This is a genomic window from Nocardia sp. NPDC003693, from assembly GCF_053981095.1.
Genome location: NZ_JBSFNO010000024.1, coordinates 26,824 through 48,421, shown reverse-complemented (window position 1 = coordinate 48,421; position 21,598 = coordinate 26,824). Strand labels below are relative to the sequence as shown.

The 21,598-nt window shown below is 68.0% G+C and carries 18 protein-coding genes; 12 read left to right on the top strand and 6 right to left on the bottom strand.

Annotation, left to right across the window (positions count from 1 at the left end; translation table 11 throughout):
* Positions 1-10: 10 nt before the first annotated feature.
* Positions 11-1,012 carry a LacI family DNA-binding transcriptional regulator gene (locus tag ACWDOP_RS24580; RefSeq protein WP_456346934.1) on the bottom strand — a complete coding sequence of 334 codons (1,002 nt, stop codon included), beginning with the start codon at positions 1,010-1,012 and terminating at the stop codon, positions 11-13.
* 104 nt (positions 1,013-1,116) lie between these two features.
* Here ACWDOP_RS24580 and ACWDOP_RS24575 point away from each other — a divergent pair, with 104 nt between their 5' ends.
* The 5 genes from ACWDOP_RS24575 to ACWDOP_RS24555 all read left to right on the top strand — a co-directional run bounded on the left by ACWDOP_RS24575 (position 1,117) and on the right by ACWDOP_RS24555 (position 7,125).
* Positions 1,117-2,121, top strand: coding sequence for an alpha/beta hydrolase (locus ACWDOP_RS24575; protein ID WP_456346933.1), 1,005 nt, complete (start codon positions 1,117-1,119; stop codon positions 2,119-2,121).
* Between the two features lie 11 nt (positions 2,122-2,132).
* Positions 2,133-3,077 carry an alpha/beta hydrolase gene (locus ACWDOP_RS24570; protein WP_456346932.1) on the top strand — a complete coding sequence of 315 codons (945 nt, stop codon included), beginning with the start codon at positions 2,133-2,135 and terminating at the stop codon, positions 3,075-3,077.
* Between the two features lie 29 nt (positions 3,078-3,106).
* Positions 3,107-4,378 carry an MFS transporter gene (locus ACWDOP_RS24565; protein WP_456346931.1) on the top strand — a complete coding sequence of 424 codons (1,272 nt, stop codon included), beginning with the start codon at positions 3,107-3,109 and terminating at the stop codon, positions 4,376-4,378.
* Positions 4,378-5,754 (top strand): alpha/beta hydrolase, encoded by a 1,377-nt coding sequence (locus ACWDOP_RS24560; protein WP_456346930.1) that lies wholly within the window; start codon positions 4,378-4,380, stop codon positions 5,752-5,754. Before ACWDOP_RS24565 ends, ACWDOP_RS24560 begins: the two co-directional genes overlap by 1 nt.
* A gap of 270 nt (positions 5,755-6,024) precedes the next feature.
* Complete coding sequence (locus tag ACWDOP_RS24555) at positions 6,025-7,125, top strand: AraC family transcriptional regulator (protein WP_456346929.1); 1,101 nt, start codon at positions 6,025-6,027, stop codon at positions 7,123-7,125.
* On the opposite strand, the gene ACWDOP_RS24550 is transcribed toward ACWDOP_RS24555, so the two are convergent.
* Positions 7,078-7,488: a nitroreductase family deazaflavin-dependent oxidoreductase gene (locus ACWDOP_RS24550; RefSeq protein ID WP_456346928.1), complete on the bottom strand. Its 411-nt coding sequence runs from the start codon at positions 7,486-7,488 to the stop codon at positions 7,078-7,080. The two genes, ACWDOP_RS24555 and ACWDOP_RS24550, sit on opposite strands and share 48 nt — an antisense overlap.
* A 223-nt stretch (positions 7,489-7,711) precedes the next feature.
* Here ACWDOP_RS24550 and ACWDOP_RS24545 point away from each other — a divergent pair, with 223 nt between their 5' ends.
* From ACWDOP_RS24545 to ACWDOP_RS24535, 3 genes are read left to right on the top strand one after another with little or no spacing between them, the layout of a single operon-like run.
* On the top strand, positions 7,712-9,448 hold the full coding sequence (locus ACWDOP_RS24545) for a hypothetical protein (protein WP_456346927.1): 1,737 nt from the start codon (positions 7,712-7,714) through the stop codon (positions 9,446-9,448).
* Between the two features lie 30 nt (positions 9,449-9,478).
* Positions 9,479-10,690 (top strand): FG-GAP repeat domain-containing protein, encoded by a 1,212-nt coding sequence (locus ACWDOP_RS24540; protein WP_456346926.1) that lies wholly within the window; start codon positions 9,479-9,481, stop codon positions 10,688-10,690.
* Between the two features lie 4 nt (positions 10,691-10,694).
* Positions 10,695-11,552 carry a hypothetical protein gene (locus ACWDOP_RS24535; RefSeq protein ID WP_456346925.1) on the top strand — a complete coding sequence of 286 codons (858 nt, stop codon included), beginning with the start codon at positions 10,695-10,697 and terminating at the stop codon, positions 11,550-11,552.
* A gap of 869 nt (positions 11,553-12,421) precedes the next feature.
* Here the strand turns inward: ACWDOP_RS24535 and ACWDOP_RS24530 are convergent.
* Together ACWDOP_RS24530 and ACWDOP_RS24525 are read right to left on the bottom strand one after the other, a co-directional pair.
* Positions 12,422-13,927: a DUF222 domain-containing protein gene (locus tag ACWDOP_RS24530; RefSeq protein ID WP_456346924.1), complete on the bottom strand. Its 1,506-nt coding sequence runs from the start codon at positions 13,925-13,927 to the stop codon at positions 12,422-12,424.
* A 107-nt stretch (positions 13,928-14,034) separates the two neighbouring features.
* Positions 14,035-15,381, bottom strand: a complete 1,347-nt coding sequence (locus ACWDOP_RS24525; RefSeq protein WP_456346923.1) for an FG-GAP repeat domain-containing protein — start codon at positions 15,379-15,381, stop codon at positions 14,035-14,037.
* 227 nt (positions 15,382-15,608) lie between these two features.
* Between ACWDOP_RS24525 and ACWDOP_RS24520 the strand changes: the two genes are divergently transcribed.
* From ACWDOP_RS24520 to ACWDOP_RS24510, 3 genes are all read left to right on the top strand, one after another.
* Positions 15,609-15,842: a hypothetical protein gene (locus ACWDOP_RS24520; RefSeq protein WP_456346922.1), complete on the top strand. Its 234-nt coding sequence runs from the start codon at positions 15,609-15,611 to the stop codon at positions 15,840-15,842.
* A gap of 121 nt (positions 15,843-15,963) precedes the next feature.
* On the top strand, positions 15,964-16,857 hold the full coding sequence (locus tag ACWDOP_RS24515) for an SUMF1/EgtB/PvdO family nonheme iron enzyme (protein ID WP_456346995.1): 894 nt from the start codon (positions 15,964-15,966) through the stop codon (positions 16,855-16,857).
* A 136-nt stretch (positions 16,858-16,993) separates the two neighbouring features.
* Entirely contained in the window at positions 16,994-19,519 is a 2,526-nt protein-coding gene (locus ACWDOP_RS24510; protein ID WP_456346921.1) for an arylsulfatase, read from the top strand.
* A gap of 46 nt (positions 19,520-19,565) precedes the next feature.
* On the opposite strand, the gene ACWDOP_RS24505 is transcribed toward ACWDOP_RS24510, so the two are convergent.
* Entirely contained in the window at positions 19,566-19,871 is a 306-nt protein-coding gene (locus tag ACWDOP_RS24505) for an SHOCT domain-containing protein (RefSeq protein WP_456346920.1), read from the bottom strand.
* A gap of 17 nt (positions 19,872-19,888) precedes the next feature.
* Positions 19,889-20,311 (bottom strand): DUF6325 family protein, encoded by a 423-nt coding sequence (locus ACWDOP_RS24500; RefSeq protein WP_456346919.1) that lies wholly within the window; start codon positions 20,309-20,311, stop codon positions 19,889-19,891.
* Between the two features lie 602 nt (positions 20,312-20,913).
* Here ACWDOP_RS24500 and ACWDOP_RS24495 point away from each other — a divergent pair.
* Complete coding sequence (locus ACWDOP_RS24495; RefSeq protein ID WP_456346918.1) at positions 20,914-21,573, top strand: GAP family protein; 660 nt, start codon at positions 20,914-20,916, stop codon at positions 21,571-21,573.
* Positions 21,574-21,598 lie beyond the last annotated feature (25 nt).

Here is a 21,598-nt window from a genome sequence, read left to right as displayed (position 1 = left end):
CGGCCTCGCGTCAGGCGGTTTCGCGAACCACCAGCTCGGGCAGCAGCAGCGTCCGGGTGGGCGCCTGCCCGCCGGAATCGATCAGCGAGCGCAGGATCTCCGACGCGCGGCGCCCGGACTCCGCGAACTGCTGGCGGATCGTGGTCAGCCCGAGGCCCTCGGCGAGCGGGCCGTCGTCGAAACCCGCCACCGCGACCGCGCCGGGCACGGACACCCCTGCGGCGCGCAGGCCGGTGAGAAAACCCGCGGCCAACACATCGTGGTGGGCGATGACGGCCGACGGGCGATCGGTGCGTGCTGCGAAATCTGCGGCGAACCGGCGGGCCGCGTCGAAGTGGTTGTCCGGCAGGACGAGTTCCTCGACATCGCCGCCGCCCGCGGCGCGCAGCGCGCGTCGCATGCCGTCGCGCCGGAGCATGGCCGCGGAGACGAAACCGCCCGCGCGCTGGGGCTCGTGGAGATAGGCCAGGCGCTCGTGGCCGCGCTCGAGCAGATGGGTGGCCAGGGTGTACCCCGCGGCCTCGTCGTCGAAGGTGACCGAACTGAAGGCGGGATGGGCCGAGTCGACCAGCACGGTCGGGGGACCCCAGCGCCGCAGCCGGTCCGCGCCCTGTTCGCCCAGCGGCACGCCCATGATGAGGAGTCCGTCGACATCGCCGCGCACGGGCAGGGTTTCCAGCAGCGGCGTGCTGGTCTCGGCCGCCGACGGCGCGTCGTGTACGACCACTTCGACATCGGCCGGGCCGAAGGTGTCCAGGATGCCGATCAGCCGGGTGCGGTAGGTCTCGTAGCTGCTGAAGGGGGCCAGCACCGCGATTCTGCCGACCCGGCGGCGGGCGCGTTCGGAGGACGTCGCGCCCGGGCGGTAGCCGAGCTCGCCGGCGACCTCGATGATCCGGTCGCGGGTCGCGGGCTTCACGCGGTCGGGGTGATTGAGCGCGAGCGACACCGTCGAGATGCTCACTCCGGCCGCCTCGGCCACCTGGTAGATCGTCACGCTCGAATGCCCCACGCTCTCACCCTATTCCATGGTCCGAACCCGGCTTCGCCGTGTTTGTTGACGCACGTCACAATCGAACGTAGAGTTCTTCGTAGAAGCACTTCGATGGAGGTTGAATGCCAGATTACATGCGTTTGGCCGCATCGGCGGGATGCGAACCGCCGGTCCTGGACTGGCTCGCCGCCAACCTGCGAATCTCCGCGGGGCTGCCCGGTCTCACGTCGCCGGACCGATCCGTGCGGCGCGCGGCGGCGCGCGAACTGTCCGACGCGCTCGCCGAGCGCTTCACCGTTCCCGGCCCGCCGGACTGCGAGGTCACCGAGTACTCGGTGCCGACGCGCGCCGGGCACATCACCGTCGTGCACTACCGGCCGCCGCTCGCCGACCGGCCCCGCGCGGCGCATCTCGGCTTCCACGGCGGCGGCTTCGTCATCGGCAGCGTGCACGAGTCGATCAACGATCGGCTGTGGCGCACCCGCGCGGTCGCCGGTGGCCTCGACGTCTTCGATGTCGACTACCGGCTCGCCCCCGAGCACCCCTTCCCGGCCGCGATCGAGGACGGCATCGACGCGCTGCGCTGGCTGCTCGACCGGACCTCGGAGTTCGGTATCGACCCCGCGCGCATCGGCGTCGGCGGCAGTTCCGCCGGCGGCAACCTCGCGGCCCTGGTCGCCGTGCACGCCCGTGACCTCGGAATCCGGCTCGACCACCAGGTATTGGAAGTCCCGGCAGCCGCCTTCGATATCGAGGACGACGAGTCGTACCGCGCCTACGCCGAACTCAACAACCTCGGCGCCGAACTGGCCGCGCTGCGCACCGATTACCTCGGAGCCGCCCGTCCGGACTCGGGCTGGGCCACGCCCGCCGAGGTACCGGATCTCACGAATCTTCCACCCGCACTGGTCATCACGGCCGAACTCGACCCGCTGCGCGACTGCGGCATCGCCTACGCCGACCGGCTCGCCGCGGCCGGTGTACCGGTGCGGAGCTGGTGTGCCCCGGGGCAGTTGCACGGCACCGCCGCGATCACCGAGATCTCCGCCATCGCCCGTGATTGGCAGGACCGCGTCGCCGGTTTCCTGCGCAGCCGTAGCGAATCGACCGCGCCCGCCGCCCGCTGAGGAGACCCGACATGCCACTCGACGCAGCCATCGTTCGCGCCCTGACCGAACTGGGTGTTCCCCTGCCCGAACCGACCACCGATCCGGGCGAACAGCGCAAGCGGGCCTGGGAATTCGAGCAGGCGGTCTTCCCGCACATCGGGCTGCCCGGCCCCGCGCTGCGGACCCGTGATCAGCTCGTTCCGGTGGAGGGCCACCCGGATGTCACCGTGCGCCTGTACTACCCGGACACCGCCGCGACCGCTCTCCCGGTCTCGCTGTTCTTCTACGGCGGCGGCTTCATCCAGGGCGGCCTGCATCATCCCGCCACCGATGCCCAGTGCGCCCGCCGCGCCGCCGACGCCGAGGTGGTGGTCGCCGCCGTCGATTACGCGCTCGCCCCCGAACACCCCTTCCCCGCCGCGCTGGAACAGGGGTACGCCGCGCTCGACTGGCTTGTCCGCGAAGGTGATTCACTCGGCATCGATCCGGCCCGAGTGGGCCTGTGGGGCCAGTCGGCGGGCGGCAATCTGGCCGCGGCGCTGACCCTGCTCAATCGGGATCGCGCCCGGCACCCGCTGCGGCAGCAGATCCTCGAGGTCCCCTTCCTCGACCTGACCGACGATCCGGCCGAACGCGATGTGAGCGAAGCGGCTCCCGCGGAACGGGATTCGCTGGAGACGATTCTGAGCTGGTACCTGCCCGATCGCTCGCTGTGGCGCGATCCGCTCGTATCGCCCCTGCGCGCAGCCGATCTCACCGGGCTGCCCCCGGCCTACATCCTGACCGCCGGATGCGACGTGATCCGCCACGACGGCGCGCGGTACGCGGCGGCGTTGTCCGCGGCCGGGGTGCCGGTCTCGGCGATCGAACTGCTCGGACTGCCGCACAACGGCGCCCTCTTCGAACGCGTGTCACCCACCGCCCGCACGGCGGGCGTCGTCGTGGTGGACGCGCTGCGCGCGCTGCACGACTGAGATTCCGCTCCACCCTTTGGAAGACAATGATGTCCGAAATCGAATCCATGCCCGACACCGATGCCGCCGAACTGCCGGGCAGCACACAGTCGTCGCTGTTCCTGCCCACCCTGGTACTGGCCTACTTCGGCGCTGCCCTGGCCGCGCTGTCGGCGGGATTCGTCAGCATCCCGCTGCGGCTCGCCGAACTCGATCCCGCCCACAAATCCGATCTGCTCTCGCTGACGGTCGCCGTGGGCGGCGTGGTGATCATCCTCGTCTCGGCGCCGCTCGGGCGCATCAGCGACGTCTCCACCTCCCGGGCCGGTATCCGCCGCCCGTTCATCCTCGGCGGTGCGCTAGTCAGCACCTTCGGCCTGGCGGTGCTCGCGCTCGCGCCGAGCGTGCCCGCCATCATCGGCGGCTGGGCCATCACCCAGGCCGGCTTCGGCGCGACCACCATGGCGCTGAACGCGCTACTGGCGGAACAGATTCGCACTCGCATCCGCGCGCGAGTCGCGGCCGCGTTCGGCATGAGCACCGCGCTCGCGCCGGCGCTGGGCAGCTGGCTGATCGGCGCGCTGCCCGATGATCCCGTGTTCTGGTTCGGCATTCCGGCGGTGCTCTCGCTGCTGACCAGCATCGCCATGGTGCTGGTGCTGCGCGACATCGTGCGCACCGTGCCCGTGCCGATCGATCCGCGCGGTCTGCTGCGCAGCTACTGGATCAACCCCATCCGGTATCCGGATTTCGCGTGGGCATGGCTGTGTCGGCTGCTGGTGACGCTCGCGCTGGTATCGGTGGCGACGTATCTGCTGTATCTGCTCACCGACCGGCTCGGCCTGAGCGAAGACGACGCGACCACGGCGCAGGGCGGCGTCATCGGCGTCATGTTCGCCGCCAGTGTTCTCACCAGCGTGCTGTTCAGCTGGATCTCCGATCGCACGGGACGGCGCAAGGTGATCGTGTACTCCTCGGCGCTGTTCACCGCGCTGGGCTTGCTGGTCACGATGTCGGCGAGCGAACTGGTGGTCTTCACCCTGGGCATCGCGCTGGTCGGTATGGGACAGGGCGCGTTCGTCTGCGTCGACGTCGCCATGATGACCGAATTGCTGCCCGACTCACCGGATTCCGGGGCGGGCGCCGGACTGGCCGTCATCGCCCTGTCGTACCAGCTGCCCCAGCTCCTGCTGCCGGTGGTGGCCACACCCCTGCTGGCGCTCGGCGACGCCGGGCCCAACTACTCCGCGCTGTTCGCCGGCGCGATCGTCGCCGCCGTGCTCGGCGGACTGGTTGTTCTTCCGATTCGGACGGTGCGGTAATGAAGCGAAACATCGGATCCACGGGTATGGCCCGGCGCGCAACGACTTCGACGCGACCGCGCAGGCTGCTCGCCGCGGCCGTCGTCGGCATCGCACTCGCGTGCGCCGCGACACCTGTCACGGCGCAACCGCCCGGTGCGGCCGCGGCGATCCTCGACCGGCAGTGGCTGACCCCGCGCACACTGCGCATCACCGTCGCCACGGACGCCTTCGCCGCACCGGTGCCCGTCGAGATCACCTTCCCGGCCGGCTACGACGCCGACGGTGACCGGCGCTGGCCGGTGACCTACTACCTGGGCGGAACCGCGCACGACGAGACCACCTTTCGTTCCTACGAGGGCGAAGACGTCACCGCGGCGTACCCGTCGCTCGTCGTCTCCCCGCGCGGCGACGCCGGGTACTGGTCCGACTGGCTCGGTGTGGGCGGAGCCTTCGCGCCGAAGTACGAGTCGTTCGTGATCGAGCAGCTCGTTCCGCTGATCGACGCGAGCTTCCGGACCATTCCCGAGCGCTCGCACCGCGCGATCATGGGGGAATCCATGGGCGGCTTCGGAACCATGATGCTCGGCGCCCGGCATCCGGACCTGTTCGCCGCCGCGGCAAGCCTGTCCGGCGTTCTCGACACCAACCTCCCGATCACCTGGGACCTGCTGGCGATATCCCCGCGCCTGCAGAACGAGGCGGGCGACGCGATCTACGGTTCGCGCGCGGCGCACGAAATCCGCTGGCGCGGGCACAATCCGGCGGATCTGGCGGGCAACCTCGCCGCCGTGGACCTGCAGCTGTACACCGGCAACGGGGTGTACGACCCCGCCGGCGGCGAAACCCAGGTCGAAGCCTCGGTCGGGTGTCCGCTAGAGGGCGGCATCATCAACCCGGCGAGCCGCAGCATGCACGCGGTCCTGACGGATCTGGGCATCGCGCATCGCTGGGTGGAGCTGCCCTGGGGGTGTCACGGCGTCGCGCTGTTCGAAGCGCAGATGCGGCAGGCGATCGAGCGTTTCGAGCAGGTCTTCACCGCCCCGGCGGCGGCCCCGGCCGTCTTCGACTTCCGGTCGATAGAACCGTCTTACGACATCTGGGGCTGGTCGGTGGAGGCGGATCCGAAACGCGCCCTCGAATTCCTCGACCTGCGTGCGGTGAGTGCGGACGGATTCACCGTCAGCGGTTCCGGCGCGACCACGATCACCACACCCCCGATCTTCCGGAGCACGCCGACGGTCACCGTCGACGGCAAAGCCACGGCCGTGACCGTGGACGCGGCGGGCAGACTCACCATCCCCGTCGATCTGGGCGCGGCGAACGAGCGTCAGCAGTACACCCCTGGAGTGAGCACCGAGGTCCGCTCCGCCACGGTGCGGATCCTGCGGAGCTGAACCGTATGGGTCACCCTGTGCGACAGGGTGACCGAGGTGTCGATGACCCGTCTTTGCGCACTGTGCACAACCTCGATGCTGGTCAGGGCCGTCCAGCCGTAGCGCAGGCAGTCGGCGGAGCAGTTCGGCGATAACGCCCTGAACGGTGTCAATGGGCGCGAAGCAGTCAATTTTTGGGGCATCCCCATCGCATTTCGCCGAGCGGACCGATACTGTCCGGTACAGCTGAGATTGTGGAGCTGCTGGTTCGTCGATGGGGACTGCGGGCATATGTTCGACTGGGATTTGCTGAGGAACACCTCCAGCGTGCACGTCATGACGCTGCTCGCCGAGGAGCGGGGAATGTCGGCCGCGGCATGCCTGTCCGGAACGAATCTGGCGCCGGAGGCGATCCTCGACCCGCACTCGGAAATCACTGCCCGCCAAGAACTCACGGTGGTGCGCAACCTGATCGCCCGTTTCGGGGACGAACCGGGCCTGGGTGTGGAGGCGGGCAGTCGCTATCACATCTCGCTGTACGGCCCCTGGGGACTGGCCATGCTCGCCAGTCGTACCTTGCGCGAATCGATCGAGGTGGCGCTGCGCTACGTGGAATTGGCCTTCGCGTTCGGGCAGGTTCGATTCGAGGAGACCGACTCCGAGGCACGGCTGATCTTCGATGATCACGAAATACCCGAGGACGTGCGCGGTTTCCTCACCGAGCGCGTCATCACCGGCATCCGGATGATCGGGCGCGAACTGTTCCCCGCCGGTGTTCCCTTCCACCGCGTGACCTTTCGGCACGCCGGCCCGGCCGACATCGCACGCTATCGCGCGGTATTCGGCATCGCCCCGGACTTCGACGCCGCGCGCAACGAGGCCGCTTTCGACAGCGCCTACCTCGATCTGCCGCTGCCGCAGGCGAACGAATGGGCGCGGGGCACCTGTGAACAGCTGTGCCGGGATCTGCTCGCGCGGCGGCGAGCGCGTACGGGCATCGCGGGAACCGTCCGCGATCTGCTGGTGCGCGATCCCGGCCGCATTCCCGACCAGGCGGAGGTGGCGGCCGGACTGTTCATCAGCCCGCGCACCCTGTCCCGGCGGCTCAACGAGGAGGGCACCTCGTTCCGGGCACTGGTGGACGAAGTCCGGCAGGTGCTGTCCGAGGAACTCCTCGAACACACCGAGATGACCACCGAGCAGGTGGCCGCGCGGCTGGGATATGCCGAATCCGCCTCGTTCATCCGCGCTTTCCGGCGCTGGAAGGGCTGTCCGCCCGGTGAGTACCGGCTGCGCCGAGCGCGGCCGGTGACCCTGGTCGGAGCCGGGGCGGCATCGCATGTGTCAGGTCACGGTCAGATCCGCGACCAGTATTCGCGTCACGCGGGATAGTCGCCGCACCCGGGCCGGTAATTCGCCGGCCGCGCTCGCGTCCACGATGCGGGGGCCGGTGAAACGGCGCGCCCTGCGCCGATAGGTCACCTCGCCGCCACCGGCGAGCACATTGCGCACCCAATCCGATCCGGTTCCGTAGGGCAGCGGCACGTAGAGCCTGTCGCGATCGAAGTGCGCGAGTACCGGTGTGGTGAAGGGCTTTCCGGACCTTCGGCCGCGATGATGAATCAGGCTGTAGGGCGGAATCCTGCCGGCGTAGAGCCGGGCGAACCTATTCGTGACTCGGCGATTGAACAGCGCGAGCCACCGCGGCGCGATGCCATCCGAGATCCCAGGCCGATCTGTATTTCGCTGCGCCATAGCCGATTCCACCCTGTCCACGCGAACGTGCGAATCCGCCGAAGGTATCCGTGGTCGGCATCGGAGACCAGATCAATCGCGGTCGGAGAATTGACGTTTTCCGCCGTCATTCGTCTTGTCCGCAGATGTCAACCTCCTGGCATCTCATGGCGCGGTCCCGAGACCCGCTGCGACCTAGCGTTTTCCTGACAGCTCGTTGTTCTTGGCACACAGGAGGATCCGGGTGAAACATTCCCGTCGATTGGCCCGCACGGTCTGCGCCGCGATCGCGGTGACGGCATTCACCGTAGCCGGGAGCGGTGCGATACCGGCGGGCGCGAACCCGGATATCGGCCCGCAGCCGCCGGACCCCGCCTATGTCCTGAATCAGATCGGGGATCTGCTCGGCGGCACCTTGTCCGACGTCGCACGCCCGGGAATGCTCGACTATTTCGTCAAAGCCGGGATCATGACCGTGGCGGGCAACTGGACCGAGGCTTTCGAGGACCTCGCGAAACCGGAGACCTACAACTCGCCCGACGCCACACTGCGATTGGCGAGCGCGGCGCAGCGGATCTTCGACACGCTGGCCCACGTCGAGCCCGCCGGAATCGGATTCCCGCCGCACCCGGACTATCTGCCCGACTGGAATCACGACGGCAACTTCGGCATCGCCGATACAGCGGGACAACTGCTCCCCGGCCTCGAATCGGACACCGTCCTGGACGGGGAATACGACCGGCCCGAGTACACCAGCGCGAAATTTCGCTATCCGTGCCTGAACCCCGACGGCACCGTCTGGTACGAAACCCTGTCCGGCGCTTGCGCTCCGGAGAACTCCGGGGCCGATCTCAAACTCGGCGACGTCCAGAAATTCCGAATCATCAACTCGCGGGGCATATCCATGGCCGCCATGGTGTGGATGCCCTACGGCGCACTGGAATCGGACCGGAAATATCCGGTCGCGGTGGGCGCGCCGGGCGCGGCCGAAGCGATGAACCACATCGGCATGTACGCCCAATCCGCAGCCCGCAACGGCTATATGACCGTCACCTTCGCCCAATCCGGTCAGCCCGACAGCGACGGCAACGCTCTGGACATGGTGCTGCCGCTGCTGAGCGTGCCGGACTGCTTCGCGCCCGGATCCTGCCGCGATGTCCAGGACGCGGTGCGCTGGGTGTTCAACGAACCCATCACCCCCGTCATCGATCTCGGCAACGAGCTGAACAACATTCTCATGGTGCCGCGCGTGAACCGGCAGAACCCGGCCTACGCAGCGGCCGGGGGCGCGAACATCAGCAATCCGTGGATCGAGAAGATGGATCTGAACTGGGTCAATCTCTTCGGGCAATCCGTCGGCGCGGTCGGCACCTCGAACTATCTGAACTGGCAGGTCAAGGGACACGGCATCGACGGCAGGCCACTGCCGAGAATCGCATCGGCATCGGTCATGTCGGGGTATACGGCGCTGGTGACCGACGTGCCGCTGCAGATGCAGACCGCGGATCTCGACATACCGGGGCTGTCGGGCTACGGCCTCACCAACTTCTATCAGCCGTTCTTCAATCCCACCGATGGGCCATTCGGCACGATGGATCGGCACCGCGACATCGTTGCCGGCGGTACGACCGCACCGGTGCAGACCATCGTCTACGAGAGCGGCAGTCACGGCGATTCGATCAATTGGATCGGCGTACCGCGCAACATCACCTCACCCGCGCTCTCGGTGGCGTACTCGATGGACTGGTTCAACTGCCACGGCCGGCCCGATGCCGATGCCGCCGCCTGCGCCGCGCTGAGCACACCGCGCGCGGGTCTATCGCGAGCCTTCGCCAGCGAGTACTCCCCGCAGGGCAGCGCGGGTCCCACCCTGTGCCTGCGCATTCCGGATCGTGCCTCCATCGGCCAGATGATTCGGCCCGAATGGTTCATCGACGCGATCAACGGCCGCCCGCGCTACAGCTGCACGGCGCAGGGCTGAGATCATTCCTTCTGTTTCGAGAGGTTCTCCATGTCTGGAGCACAACGACTGTGGGCGGCGAGTGCGGTGCTCGCGCTCGCGGTGAGCGCGATCGCCGCCGGGCAGGCCGGCGCACAGGTGGCACCCGGATCGCATTCCGGCTCTTCGGAAGGCGCTGATCCGATCTTCGGGGAATCAGCGCAGTACCGCGTGGGCGGTCTGGGCCCGGCCGTGGGCGGGCAGACCATGGCATACGCCGATTTCGACGGAGACGGCGACACCGACGTGGCCGCCACCGGGGTGGTCGACGGAGTGGGTGTGCTGTTCGGTGACGGCCGGGGCGCACTGCGGCGAAATCAATTCGTACACACCGAAATCGGTGCGAACGCGGTGCAAACCGGGGATCTGAACGGTGACGGCGCGGCGGATCTGGTTGTCACCAACTTTCTGAGCATCTCGGTACTGCTCAACGATGGCCGCGGCAACTTCGCGGTGGATCGGACCTACGCCACCGACATCAATCCCGATGTCACCTACCGCACCGGCGGCATCCCGTTCGGTATCGCGCTGGCGGACTTCGACAACGACGGTGCGCTGGACCTGGCCTTCAACAATCTGGCGCCGGTGCCCGGTGGGGTGGGCATCATGCGCGGAGACGGATTGGGTCACTTCGCCGCACCGCAGTGGCGCGGAGTCGGACTCGGCAAGGCCAGCGTCATCGCCGGCGATCTGAACGGGGACGGCTACGCCGATCTGGCCATGCACGATCTGGCGACCTCGGGAGTGTGGGTGCTGTTGAACGACCGGTGGGGCGGATTCGACGCCCCGCGGTGGAATCTCGCAGCGTTGCCGAGTGAGGATCTGAAGCTCGCCGACGTCGACGGAGATGGTGCGCTGGATCTGCTCACGGCCAACATCGCGGGCTTCAGCGTCAGCGTGCACTGGGGTGACGGGCGCGGCAACTTCGGGCCACCGCAGCTCATCGGATCGGCCGCCGCGCCGTGTGCGGTGGCAGTGGGGGATTTCGACGGCGACGGTGTCATGGATATTGCTGCCGGACAGTACATTCCATCCACGGCCATGATCTTCAAGGGCAATGAGCGACGCGGTTTCGACTACGTCGAGCAGCACACCATCGGCCTCGGCCCGCAGGCTCTGGAAGCCGTGGATCTCACCGGCGACGGCCGACTCGATCTCATCAGCATGTCCAGCCTGTCCGAGGACGTGGCGGTCATGATCAACCGCAGTAGCGAAAGAGGCTGACACAGTGCGCAATTCTCTTCTGGTACCTGCCATCGCACTCGGCGTCTTCGCGGCCGCGGCGACCAGCGCGGTGCCGAGCGCGACCGCGCTGGAACCGACGCTGTCTTTCGGATCGAGCCTGGGCGGCACGAGCCTCAATCACTTCACCACCGTGCCCAGCGGTGCGCTGTTCGACGGCGATATCGTCACCCTGGCGCCGAGTGTCAACGCGGGGATCATCGGTGTTCTCGCCGATGCCACGCCATTCGATGGCTTCTGCGCCACCGGCACATTCGTATTCGAGGCCAAGAGCGGGGCGAAGGAGGAAGTGCTCGTCGGTACCTCGTGCGGTAGTCCACTGCCGTATCTGGCGGTCGCTGTGAGGGCAGCGGGCGACTACGCCGAAGTCTGTGCGGTGGTAGAGATTGCCGCCCAGCCTGGCAATGGGAACGACCCCGTGCAGCGGACCGAGAATTGCTTCCGATTCCCGAACGATGCGACAACAGCCGCGCCGCCGCTGCTGCCGCCCTTCAATTTCAACGCGCAGATCCTCGGCTTCGATTTCAAGCACACCAACCAGTTTCCCGCGGGGGTTATCTACGACGGCGCGACCTGGGCGGTGAATCCGGAGTGGAACATTCTGACCATCGGGTGGCTGGCGGATTTGGCGCCGTTCTTGAACGGCGACTGTGCGGAGGCGGCGGTGGTATTCGAGACGAAAGGCGGTGAACAGGAGGTGCATTCGCTGGCGCGGGCGTGTTCGAACGGGTATCTGTACGGGATTCTTTCGCAGCGGCCGGCCAAGGAGTACCGCATGGTGTGTATGTCGTCGGGCACCGTGGGGGATGGTGGGCAGCGGGCTTGCTTCCGGTTCATCAATTGAGGGGCGGGATGTGTGGGGCTGGGGTTGGCTGCGGTTCTGGACCTGCCCGGGGGAGAGATGACTGGATGACGGAGTACCGGTGGGAAGACATGGGTGACTCGGGTGCGGTGGGAGCCCTGCCGCCGGAGGGAAGCCTGGACAACGGAGTACCAGCGGGGGCGGGTTGGGGGTCTCTCTTGCGGTGGGGGCTCTACCGCAGGAAAGACGACTGGAAAACGGAGTACCGGCGGGGCATGCTGGGTGCCTCGGCGGCGGTTCCGGCTGGGAAAAGATTCCTGGATAACGGAACCGGCGGGGGCACGTCGGGAGACTCGACGGCGGTTGGGTGCCCTACCGGGGGAAGGACGCCTGGATAACGGAGTACCAGCCGGGGCGGGTTGGGTGCCTCGACTGCGGTTCCGGCTCTCCCGGGCCGATCAACGGGATCGAAGCCTTCGGATGCGTAGCCGAGTTCCCAACCCCGGGCCGGACACGACTATCACCGCCAGAGACATCACCCTGTTGTGCTGAGGACGAGTCTTTGTCTGTAGATCTCGAGAAGGTTCCCACGGCCGGCCAACCAGGCTGGAAGGGCGAACCCGCTCCCGACTGGGGAGCCATAAGTCGGGTACGGCAGACGAAGTGACCAGCACGGTCGCATCTGTCTTGCCCGCTCTCCCGAACCCTGCTGAAAGCCGGAGCGTGGGTGTGGGTGTGGGTGTGGGCTACGTCGGCCACGGGCGTGAACACTGATGCGCGTGGTCGCACCCGCTGCACGGGCGGGAAAAGCCGGGCCGTGTCCAGGACGCGCGAGGAGCCCCTTCGGCATGGGAAAGCCGAAGAGGCAGAGTGGAAAACGGCGAGCAGGGAATCGCGACCGGGTGTGTGGCCTAGCAGCGCCATCGCGCGGGGATACCCGGAAACTGGGGATGGTGACGGAAATTCACACGCGGCCTACGAGTTCGGTCGATGTGTGGTGGAGGGATCCATCCGGTTTTGCCCGGATTCTCCGAATCCTCGCCCATCACAACGGTTTGCCAGCCGTTCGGGCCGGTGTTGATCTGGGCGTGGCAGGCATCGCACGCCAAGGTCAGGTTCTCGATGTCCGTTTCGCCGCCATCGGCCCATTCCTTGATGTGGTGTACGGCCGAGCGGCTCGCTGGCGCGTCGCATCCCGGGCGCGTGCACCCACGTTCGGTGGCGGTGAGCGCCAACCGTTGTGCGGGGTTGGCGAGACGCTGACCTCGCGACAGGTGCAGCGGGCGGCCGTTACGGTCGAGCACTACCAGATACGGGGTGGAGTTCCTGGCCACCTGGAGTGCCTGGGTGATCGACATCGTGCCGCCGGTCGCGGTGGTCGCCACACCCGTGCGCTTCTCCAGGTCGTCGATGCTCATGGTGATGATCGTCGAAACCGGCAGTCCGCGATGTGATCCCAGCTTCGTGGGTCCCATGTCCGGGCGGAAGAACACCATCAGGGCGTCGTGGTTGCGCTGTTCGGCGTTGCGGTGATCTCGTTTGGCGGCCGCGCGGAGCTTCGCGCGAAGGGCGGCGCGGGCACGTTCGGCCGGGGTCAGTGAAGGGTCGTCGGCCTTGGCGTCGTCATCACCGGTGTCGTCGCCGTCATCGAGTTCGGTGTCGAGACCGAGTTCAGCGGTGGTCCACGGGCTTTCGGGGTCGTCGGGATTGCACATGCCGGGTCGCCCGAATTTCTCGAACATCGGGATCATGACCGCCCCCAACTGCGGGGTCAGGAAACCCGAGATCGGGTACATGCCATCGATGCCCTGATGCCCGATCCTGACGCACCGGACCCGCTGGCGGTCTCGGTCCTCGGTCAAACGCCCGTCGGGGTCGACGTGGGCCAGGATATGCACTCCGAGCTTGGTCACACCCTTCGGATCACCCTCACGGGCGTACGAGGTCAGGTGCTCCTCGGCATGGTCTTTGACTTCCGGACCGGCGGCGTCGGGGATCCGTGTCAGCGCATCGTGGATGGCCTTCACGTGGTCGGCGGAGATCTCTCCGGCGCGTTGGGCTGCGGCTACGAGCGGCAATTTCGGGGGCCGGGTGCTCGAACCCACGGACACTGTCGACAGCAGATCGGCGTTGCGAACGCGGGCGGCGGCCTCGGCGTAGGACAGTCGCAGGGTCTGTTGCAGGAAAAGGATCAGGCTCTTCACACCTGCCCGGGGGCCCAGGTCCCGTGCTCCGCATTCGAGTGCGAACCGCTGCTTGACGGCTTCGAGTTTGCGGAAGCTGGTTTCGAGCTCCTGCATAACGTCGATGACCTCGTCCTTGGCCAACGAGTACATCGGCAATTCGAGCAGGTTCTCCACCGCGGCGCCGAGTGCTTTGGCACTCGTCGCGATGGTGGGTACCTCTCTCGAATCCATGCCTCCATTCTACGCCTTGATAGCGAGCATGAATAGCCCAATGCTGTTGAAATACAACGCAATTCGGTCATTTGCCGCCATCATCAAGCTGTTGAATCAGTAGAAATCTAGCCTCGTGTATTGAGCAGAACGGACACCCCTCCGCGCACCACCACCGCGTCGCCGATTGTCACACTCGGCACATTGCCGGTGGCAAGGTCCGGCTTCCCGTCCCCGTTGAAATCGGCGGAGGTGATGGAGTTGGTGCCGACCCCCCACAGCGAGCCGTCGTAACCGTCGGGACCGCGCAGCACGGCCGTGCCCGCCCCCGCCGGCGTGTGATTGGTGAACACGCTGATCCCGAACCCCGGCAGCGGAAAGTCGTTGACGGCCGCGACATCCGGGCTGCCGTCCCCGTCGAAGTCGGCCACCGCGAGCCCCTCGGTCACCACGCCGGACGTGCCGTATGCGCGGGTCACCTCACCGATCAGATCGTTCACCACATCCTCGCCGAACTCGGCGGCGGGAGCGCCGGGCGGGGTTCGATTGAGTCGCACGCTGAACCCGCCCGCCGTGCGCGCCACGATCAGATCCAACCGGCCGTCGCCGTCCAGGTCGGCGAGCTGGGCGTCGGTGCTCGTGATCACCCATTCCTGGGTGACGGTGAAGGTCGGCGTCGTGGCCAGCGGCGGGGTCGCGTTCACCAGGATCGCTACGTTGCCGGTCGTGGTGTTGGACACCACGATGTCGTCGCGGCCGTCGTTGTCGACATCGCCGATCGCCAGACCCTCGGCGACACTGCCGCCGAGGAACTGTTCGGGCGGCGCGAACGTGAGGGGGCCGTCCGGTCGAGTCGTATTGAGCAGCACGGTGATTCCGAGCCCGAACGGCAGGCCCGCGTCGCCGGTGACGAGGTCCAACCGGCCGTCGGCGTTGATGTCGACGGTGCGCACCAGGGACGGGAACGCACCCGTGGGGAGGTTGATCGGGGCCGCGAACTCGGGCGTCGTCGCGCCGGCGGGGGTGAGGTTGCGCAGGATCGAGATCCCGTTCGCGCCGGTGTCGAAGAAGTTGGAGGTCAGGATCTCCGGCGCGCCGTCCCCGTCCAGATCGGCGATCTCTACGGCCAGCGTCCCGACACCGGCCGTGAACTGGCGCGGAGCGGTGAACGCGGGCTCGTCCGCGCGATCCGGGGTCGTGTTCAGCAACACCGACACACCTTCCAGCCCGCCGTGCGTGGTGCCGCCGACGGTCGCCGACCCGGCATTGGCGGTCACGATGTCGGGCTTGCCGTCGCGGTTGACGTCGGCGCCGCGCAGCACCCACGGCGCGGTCCCGGCGTCGAAGGAGAACGGACCCGAGAACGCGGTGCCCGCTCCGCCCGCCGGGCCCGTCGCGGGCGCTCCGCCCGCCTGCCCGCTCGCGAACGACAGGCTCGCGGCGAGCGCGGCACAAACCATGACATGAGACCTCATGCCGGGGACGTTAAGCGCGCTCCGCCCGCACGTCATTGACCCGCCCGGCCGCATGGTTGACCTTCGGGGCCGCCCGCCTCGGCCGATCTCATCCCGATCAGGTGAGGCCCGATCCCGGTCCCGGTTGGGATCCTGCCCGAATGTGGTCCGAGCCCGGCTGCGGCCTCGTCGGCCGACCCAACGGTTCTCGGGCTTTCCGGCGAAGTGTTCCAGACAGGGGTACCGAGATGTATGCAGGAATCGCGCGCGCGGCGGCGGTTGCCGCGCTGGCCGTGCCGCTCGTCGTCCTTGCGGCGCCGACGGCCCTCGCGGACCAGGGCGGCCGGGCGGACGTCGCCGACCAGACCCCGGCGGAGGTGGATCAACTGCGCAGGAACGCCGACGCGCCCTACATCTGGATCAATATCTGCGTCCATATTCCGACACCGGGATCGGCCACGCTGGACTGGTGCTTCCCATAGCGTGTCGGTTCGCGGGAGCGGGGCGAAGTCGGAGCACGCTGGGACGGTAAGCAATTCGACGACAGAACCGGAGACGTGGGTGGAGTTGCGGGACGGGGGTGTCGCTACCGTGCGCAAGGGCATGGTGCGACTGCCGGGTGGCGAGTTCGTCATGGGGTCGGAGGACTTCTTTCCGGAGGAGCGGCCGCGGCGGGTGAGCGCGGTGGACCCGTTCTGGATCGACGCGCATCCGGTGACGAACACCGAGTTCGCCCGGTTCGTGCGCGACACCGGGTACGTGACCGTCGCCGAGCGCGCGCTGGATCCGGCGGCGTTTCCGGGCGCGGAACCCGGCGATCTGGTGCCGGGTGCGCTCGTGTTCAGCCGCACGAACGGCCCGGTGCCCCTGGATGATTGGCGGCGGTGGTGGTCGTACGTGCCGGGTGCGCACTGGCGGCGTCCGGGCGGGCCGGGCACCGACCTGGACGGGCGCAACCAGCATCCGGTCACGCAGGTCGCCTACGCGGACGCGGCCGCCTACGCCGCATGGGCGGGTAAGGCGCTGCCGTCGGAGCAGCAGTGGGAGTACGCCGCTCGTGGCGGGCTGGAGGGCGCGACCTACACCTGGGGAGCCGAGTTCGAACCGCGCGGGCGGCGGATGGCCAACACCTGGGTCGGCCGGTTCCCGTGGGAGTTCGTGCCCGGGCGCGGTCAGGGGGCGCAGCCGGGAACGAGCAGGGTCGGCAGTTATCCGCCCAACGGATACGGGCTGTTCGACATGGCGGGCAATGTCTGGGAGTGGACCACCGGGTACTACGACGAACCCGCCGCGAAGGCCGGCGGATCGTGCTGTGCGCCGCAGGCCGGCGACGCGGTGCGGCAACCGGGGGAGTCGTTCGCGCGCAGGGTGATCAAGGGCGGGTCGTATCTGTGCGCGCCGAACTACTGCCTGCGCTATCGTCCGGCCGCCCGCCAGGCCCAGTCCGAGGACACCGCGACGTGTCATATCGGGTTCCGGTGCGTGCTGCCGGGATAGGCGCGCGACACTCCGCGCCGACCGGCGGCCGGGGCATCGGGCGGGGAGTTATCGCAGGTTATCCCGTATTTCGTGCGCCGGAAACCCGCCGGGGTGGCATCCCCGTATGGGTGAATTGCCTGCTTAGTCTCGTTCTATGACACCCATGGACGATGAGCAGTCTTCGCCCGAGGTACCCCACTCCGAAAACACCGCGCCGGAAGGCAAGAAGCACTCGCGGCGTTCGCTGCTGGGCAAGCTGGCCGCGGCCGGCGCGGGCGTGGCCGCGCTGCCGCTGGTCGCCGCCGCGTGCGGGAAGGACTCCGACGGCGACGGCCCGCCGGGATACGGCACCGGCATCAACGAGGGCTTCGACGGTGACATCGAGCTCGATGTCCGCGACTCCACGCCGGACTGGGGCCCGTTCGAGGTGAAGAAGGCCCCGGAGGGGGCGCCCAACGTCCTGGTGATCCTCTACGACGACACCGGGCTGGCATCCTGGTCGCCCTACGGCGGCCGGATCAACATGCCGGTCATGCAGAAGCTGGCCGACAACGGCCTGACCTACACCCAGTGGCACACCACGGCGCTGTGCTCGCCCACCCGGTCCACGATGCTGACCGGGCGCAATCACCACGTGAACCGGTTCGCGTCGATCACCGAGGCCACCAACGGATTTCCCGGCGCGGCCGGCCGGCTGCCCGCGCAGTGCGCGACGGTCGGGCAGGTGCTCCAGGACAACGGCTACAGCACCTTCTGGGTGGGCAAGAACCACAACGTGCCCGAGGAGGACGTCTCGAGCGGCGGCAGCAAGTCCGAATGGCCGCTGGCCAAGGGCTTCGACCGCTTCTACGGGTTCCTGGGCGGCGAAACCAACCAGTGGTACCCGGACCTGACCGAGGACAACCGGTTCATCGACCAGCCGTACGCTCCCGAGCAGGGCTACCACCTGTCGAAGGACCTGTGCGACAACGCGATCAAGATGCTGCGCGATCAGCGTGCGACCAATCCGTCCAAGCCCTGGTACATGTGGCTGTGCCCGGGCGCGAATCACGCGCCGCACCACAGCCCGACCGAATACGCGGAGAAGTACAAGGGGCAGTTCGACGACGGGTACGAGGCGTACCGCGAATGGGTGCTCGCGCGCATGATCGACAAGGGCATCATGCCGCAGGGCACCCAGTTGACGCCGCTCAACCCGCTCCCGAAAGACGTTGCGCTGGAAGCGGATATGGTGCGGCCCTGGGACTCGCTCAACGCGGACGAGAAGCGGCTCTTCTCCCGGATGGCGGAGGTGTTCGCCGGATTCTCCGAGTACACCGACGCCCAGGTCGGGCGGGTCATCGAGTTCCTGGAACAGACCGGGCAGATGGACAACACCGTCATCTTCTACGCCGCCGACAACGGCGCCTCCGGTGAGGGCTCACCGAACGGGTCGGTGAACGAGAACAAATTCTTCAACGGCTACCCGGACGATCTCGCCGAGAACATGAAGTACATCGACACCCTCGGCACCCCGGATACCTACAACCACTACCCGACCGGATGGGCCGCGGCGTTCTCCACCCCGTTCCAGATGTTCAAGCGCTACGCGCAGTTCGCGGGCGGCACCTGCGACCCACTGGTCATCCACTGGCCCAAGGGAATTCAAGCCAAGGGGCAGATCCGGCACCAGTATCACCACAGCACCGACATCGTGCCCACGATCTACGACGTCACCGGTGTGACGATGCCCGAGACCTACCGCGGGGTGAAGCAGTATCCGCTGAACGGGGTCTCGATGCGCTACACCTTCGACGACGGCGACGCCGCGACCGAGAAGAAGCGCCAGTACTTCGCGATGCTCGGCACCCGCGGCATCTGGGAGAACGGCTGGAAGGCCGCGGCCGTGCACGCGGCTATCAGCGGCGAGGGCAACTTCGACGAGGACAAGTGGGAGCTGTACCACGTCGACGAGGACCGCTCGGAATCGAAGAACCTCGCGGACGAGAATCCGGACAAGCTGAAAGAGCTCATCGCCGCCTGGAACGAAGAGGCCAAGGACAACTTCGTCCTGCCGCTCGACGACCGCACCGCGGTCGAACAGATCGGAGTCGAACGGCCGCAGGCGGAACCGCCGCGCGACAAGTACGTCTACTACCCGGATGCCGCGCCCGTACCCGAGGGCGTGGCGGTCAACATTCGCGGCAAGTCGTACAAGATCCTGGCCGAGGTCGATCTGGCGCAGGACGCACAGGGCGTGATCTTCGCGCACGGCTCGCGGTTCGGCGGGCACACCCTGTTCGTCAAGGACGGCACCCTGCACTACGTCTACAACTTCCTGGGCATCGCCCCGGAACAGGACTTCGTGTCCTCGGCCCCGATCACCCCGGGCAAACACACGCTCGGGATGGAGTTCGATCGGGAGAACACCGGGCCGAACGGTGAATCACTCGGCACCACAACGCTGTACATCGACGGGGAGCCGGTCAACAAGGGTTCGATGCGCGCCCAGACCGGCAAGTTCACCCTCGCCGGTGACGGGCTGTGCGTCGGGTTCGACAGTGGTGACGCCGTGACCTCGCAGTACCGGACCCCGGGCACCTTCACCGGCGGCACCATCGAGAGCGTCACGATCGCCACCGGCGACGAGTCGTACGCCGACCTGCAGAAGGAAGCGGCGGCGGCGCTCTCGCGCAACTGATGTCGGTCGCCGCGCCCGCCGCCATCCCTTGCGGCGGGCGCGGCGCTCAGGTGAGCAATTTGGCCTTGGCGGCGGCGAACTCCGCATCGGTCAGCGCGCCGGAGGAGTGCAGCTCGCCGAGCTGCGCCAGGGTGGCGACCAGGTCCGTGCTCGGCGGCGCGGCGGGGGCCACAGGCGCGGCGGGCGCTGCCGGGGCGTACTGCGCGGCCTCGTACGCCTGTTGCTCGGCGGCACGCTGCTGACCGCGGCGGTTGACCGCGTTGGCGGTCGCACCGGCCGTCCCCGCGACCACGGCGGTGCGTGCCACCGTGCCCAGCAGGCCGGGGCGTCCGATTCTTCCTCGTCGAAGCATGATGTCCCGCACCCTTTCTAGGCGTCGACCAGGGCGGCGGCCAGCACATCGCGCGGTATCTGGACGTGCAGCTCGACCTCACCGCCGGCCGCGCGCACCGCCTCGCCGAGCCCGCGCGCCCAGGTCTGCTCGTAGGCCACGATCACCGCCGAGTTGCCCGGGCGCAACGCCCCGCGCACCAGGTCCAGGTCCGCGTTGCTGATCAACTCCCGGGTCACCGTGAGCGCGCCCAGGCCGAGTTCGTCCAGGGGTTCGCCGAACTCCTTCTCCGTGATGGAGCCATCGGCGTCCTTGGACAGGTACACCAGGTCCAGCACGCTCACGTGACCAGCGTCGACCACCGCGCGCAGCGCGCCGGTCACCTCGGGCGCGAGCACGGTGCCGGGGAAGCTGAGCACGACCAGTTCTACCGGGCCCAGGCCCGCTGCTGATTCCGCCATGCGGGCCATGATTCGCCGAGCCCGCCCTTCCCCGCCTCATCCGACGCGGATGAGACACGGCGCTGGGATTCGGGGCAGGCCGTAGCGGTTGCTGCCCCTGGAGGTCCGCGCGCGTACGGTTTCCGCGTCGTCGGCTGTGCCGAACGGATCGGCTCACCACGTCCGGGCCTTCATGAAGTGACGGGTCGAGGACGACGTCGCGGCGCTGGCCGATTCCGGCTTCCTGTGTCTCCCGCGACTCCTCGGTACACGGCATCGGCGTCGCGGAACTGCTCGCGGGCCGCATCGGGATCGATGCCGGCGCCGCGGGCGCGAACGGGCCATCGGGCGATCCAGGCCGAGGCCGACAGGCTTTGACCGCGCACTGTCCCGGCCACGCGGCTCCACCATGCCTCGGGACCACGCTGAACCGGCCGCATTCCGTCTCGGAAGGCGTTCGCCGCCGCCATCGTCAGCGGCGGCATCAGTGGGGAGCCCGCGGCCGCCGCGCCGGATGTGACGGTCCGGCCGTACGCGCCGGTGCCCGCGCGATGTGGGCATCGCGCGAATCTCATCCCGAGCAGGTGAGGAATCGGGGGTGCTGGCCGCTCTAGCGTGAGCCGATGGGCGCCGTTCTGGGAGATCTCCTGCCGTTGGCCGTGGGTATCGCGATATCGCCTATCCCGATCGTCGCCGCGATATTGATGATCCTGTCCAGGAACGGCTCCGGGAGCGCGATCGGGTTCACCGTCGGGTGGGTCGCCGGGATCGCGGCGGCCACGACGGTCTTCACGCTGATTGCGGGGGCGGCTGGCGGGACCGGGGAGCGTGAGCCCTCGGCCGCCGTGGCGTGGATCAAGATCGGTCTGGGGGTGCTGCTGGTGGCCCTCGCCGTCGCGCAGTGGCGGCAGCGCGGGGACGGTGATCCGCCGGGGTGGATGCGCGCCATCGACGAGTTCACCCCGGTGAAGGCGGGCGGGCTGGCGGTGGTGCTGTCGGCGGTCAATCCGAAGAACCTGCTGCTGTGCGTCTCCGCCGGCGTCGTGATCGGGGCCGGGGATCTGAGCGGCGGTGCCAAAGCCGTTGCGGTGCTCGTCTTCACCGTGCTGGCCGGCGCGAGCGTGCTGACGGTGGTGCTCGGGTATCTGCTGGCCGCGGACCGGCTGCGGCCGGTGCTGGACAGCACCCGGGCCTGGTTGCAGGCCAACAATCACGCGGTCATGGCGATCGTGCTGCTGGTCATGGGAACGGTCGTGGCGGGCAAGGGCATCAGCGGTCTCTGACCGATCGGATCAGCCGGACGGGAGC

What these genes read in the sequence shown, in the direction of transcription:
- ACWDOP_RS24520 (WP_456346922.1), top strand. Translation starts at nt 15,609, where the DNA reads ATGTATGCAGGAATCGCGCGCGCGGCGGCGGTTGCCGCGCTGGCCGTG.
- ACWDOP_RS24505 (WP_456346920.1), bottom strand. Translation starts at nt 19,871, where the DNA reads ATGCTTCGACGAGGAAGAATCGGACGCCCCGGCCTGCTGGGCACGGTG.
- ACWDOP_RS24495 (WP_456346918.1), top strand. Translation starts at nt 20,914, where the DNA reads ATGGGCGCCGTTCTGGGAGATCTCCTGCCGTTGGCCGTGGGTATCGCG.
- ACWDOP_RS24570 (WP_456346932.1), top strand. Translation starts at nt 2,133, where the DNA reads ATGCCACTCGACGCAGCCATCGTTCGCGCCCTGACCGAACTGGGTGTT.
- ACWDOP_RS24565 (WP_456346931.1), top strand. Translation starts at nt 3,107, where the DNA reads ATGTCCGAAATCGAATCCATGCCCGACACCGATGCCGCCGAACTGCCG.
- ACWDOP_RS24500 (WP_456346919.1), bottom strand. Translation starts at nt 20,311, where the DNA reads ATGGCGGAATCAGCAGCGGGCCTGGGCCCGGTAGAACTGGTCGTGCTC.
- ACWDOP_RS24575 (WP_456346933.1), top strand. Translation starts at nt 1,117, where the DNA reads ATGCCAGATTACATGCGTTTGGCCGCATCGGCGGGATGCGAACCGCCG.
- ACWDOP_RS24525 (WP_456346923.1), bottom strand. Translation starts at nt 15,381, where the DNA reads ATGAGGTCTCATGTCATGGTTTGTGCCGCGCTCGCCGCGAGCCTGTCG.
- ACWDOP_RS24510 (WP_456346921.1), top strand. Translation starts at nt 16,994, where the DNA reads ATGACACCCATGGACGATGAGCAGTCTTCGCCCGAGGTACCCCACTCC.
- ACWDOP_RS24550 (WP_456346928.1), bottom strand. Translation starts at nt 7,488, where the DNA reads ATGGCGCAGCGAAATACAGATCGGCCTGGGATCTCGGATGGCATCGCG.
- ACWDOP_RS24555 (WP_456346929.1), top strand. Translation starts at nt 6,025, where the DNA reads ATGTTCGACTGGGATTTGCTGAGGAACACCTCCAGCGTGCACGTCATG.
- ACWDOP_RS24530 (WP_456346924.1), bottom strand. Translation starts at nt 13,927, where the DNA reads ATGGATTCGAGAGAGGTACCCACCATCGCGACGAGTGCCAAAGCACTC.
- ACWDOP_RS24540 (WP_456346926.1), top strand. Translation starts at nt 9,479, where the DNA reads ATGTCTGGAGCACAACGACTGTGGGCGGCGAGTGCGGTGCTCGCGCTC.
- ACWDOP_RS24560 (WP_456346930.1), top strand. Translation starts at nt 4,378, where the DNA reads ATGAAGCGAAACATCGGATCCACGGGTATGGCCCGGCGCGCAACGACT.
- ACWDOP_RS24515 (WP_456346995.1), top strand. Translation starts at nt 15,964, where the DNA reads ATGGTGCGACTGCCGGGTGGCGAGTTCGTCATGGGGTCGGAGGACTTC.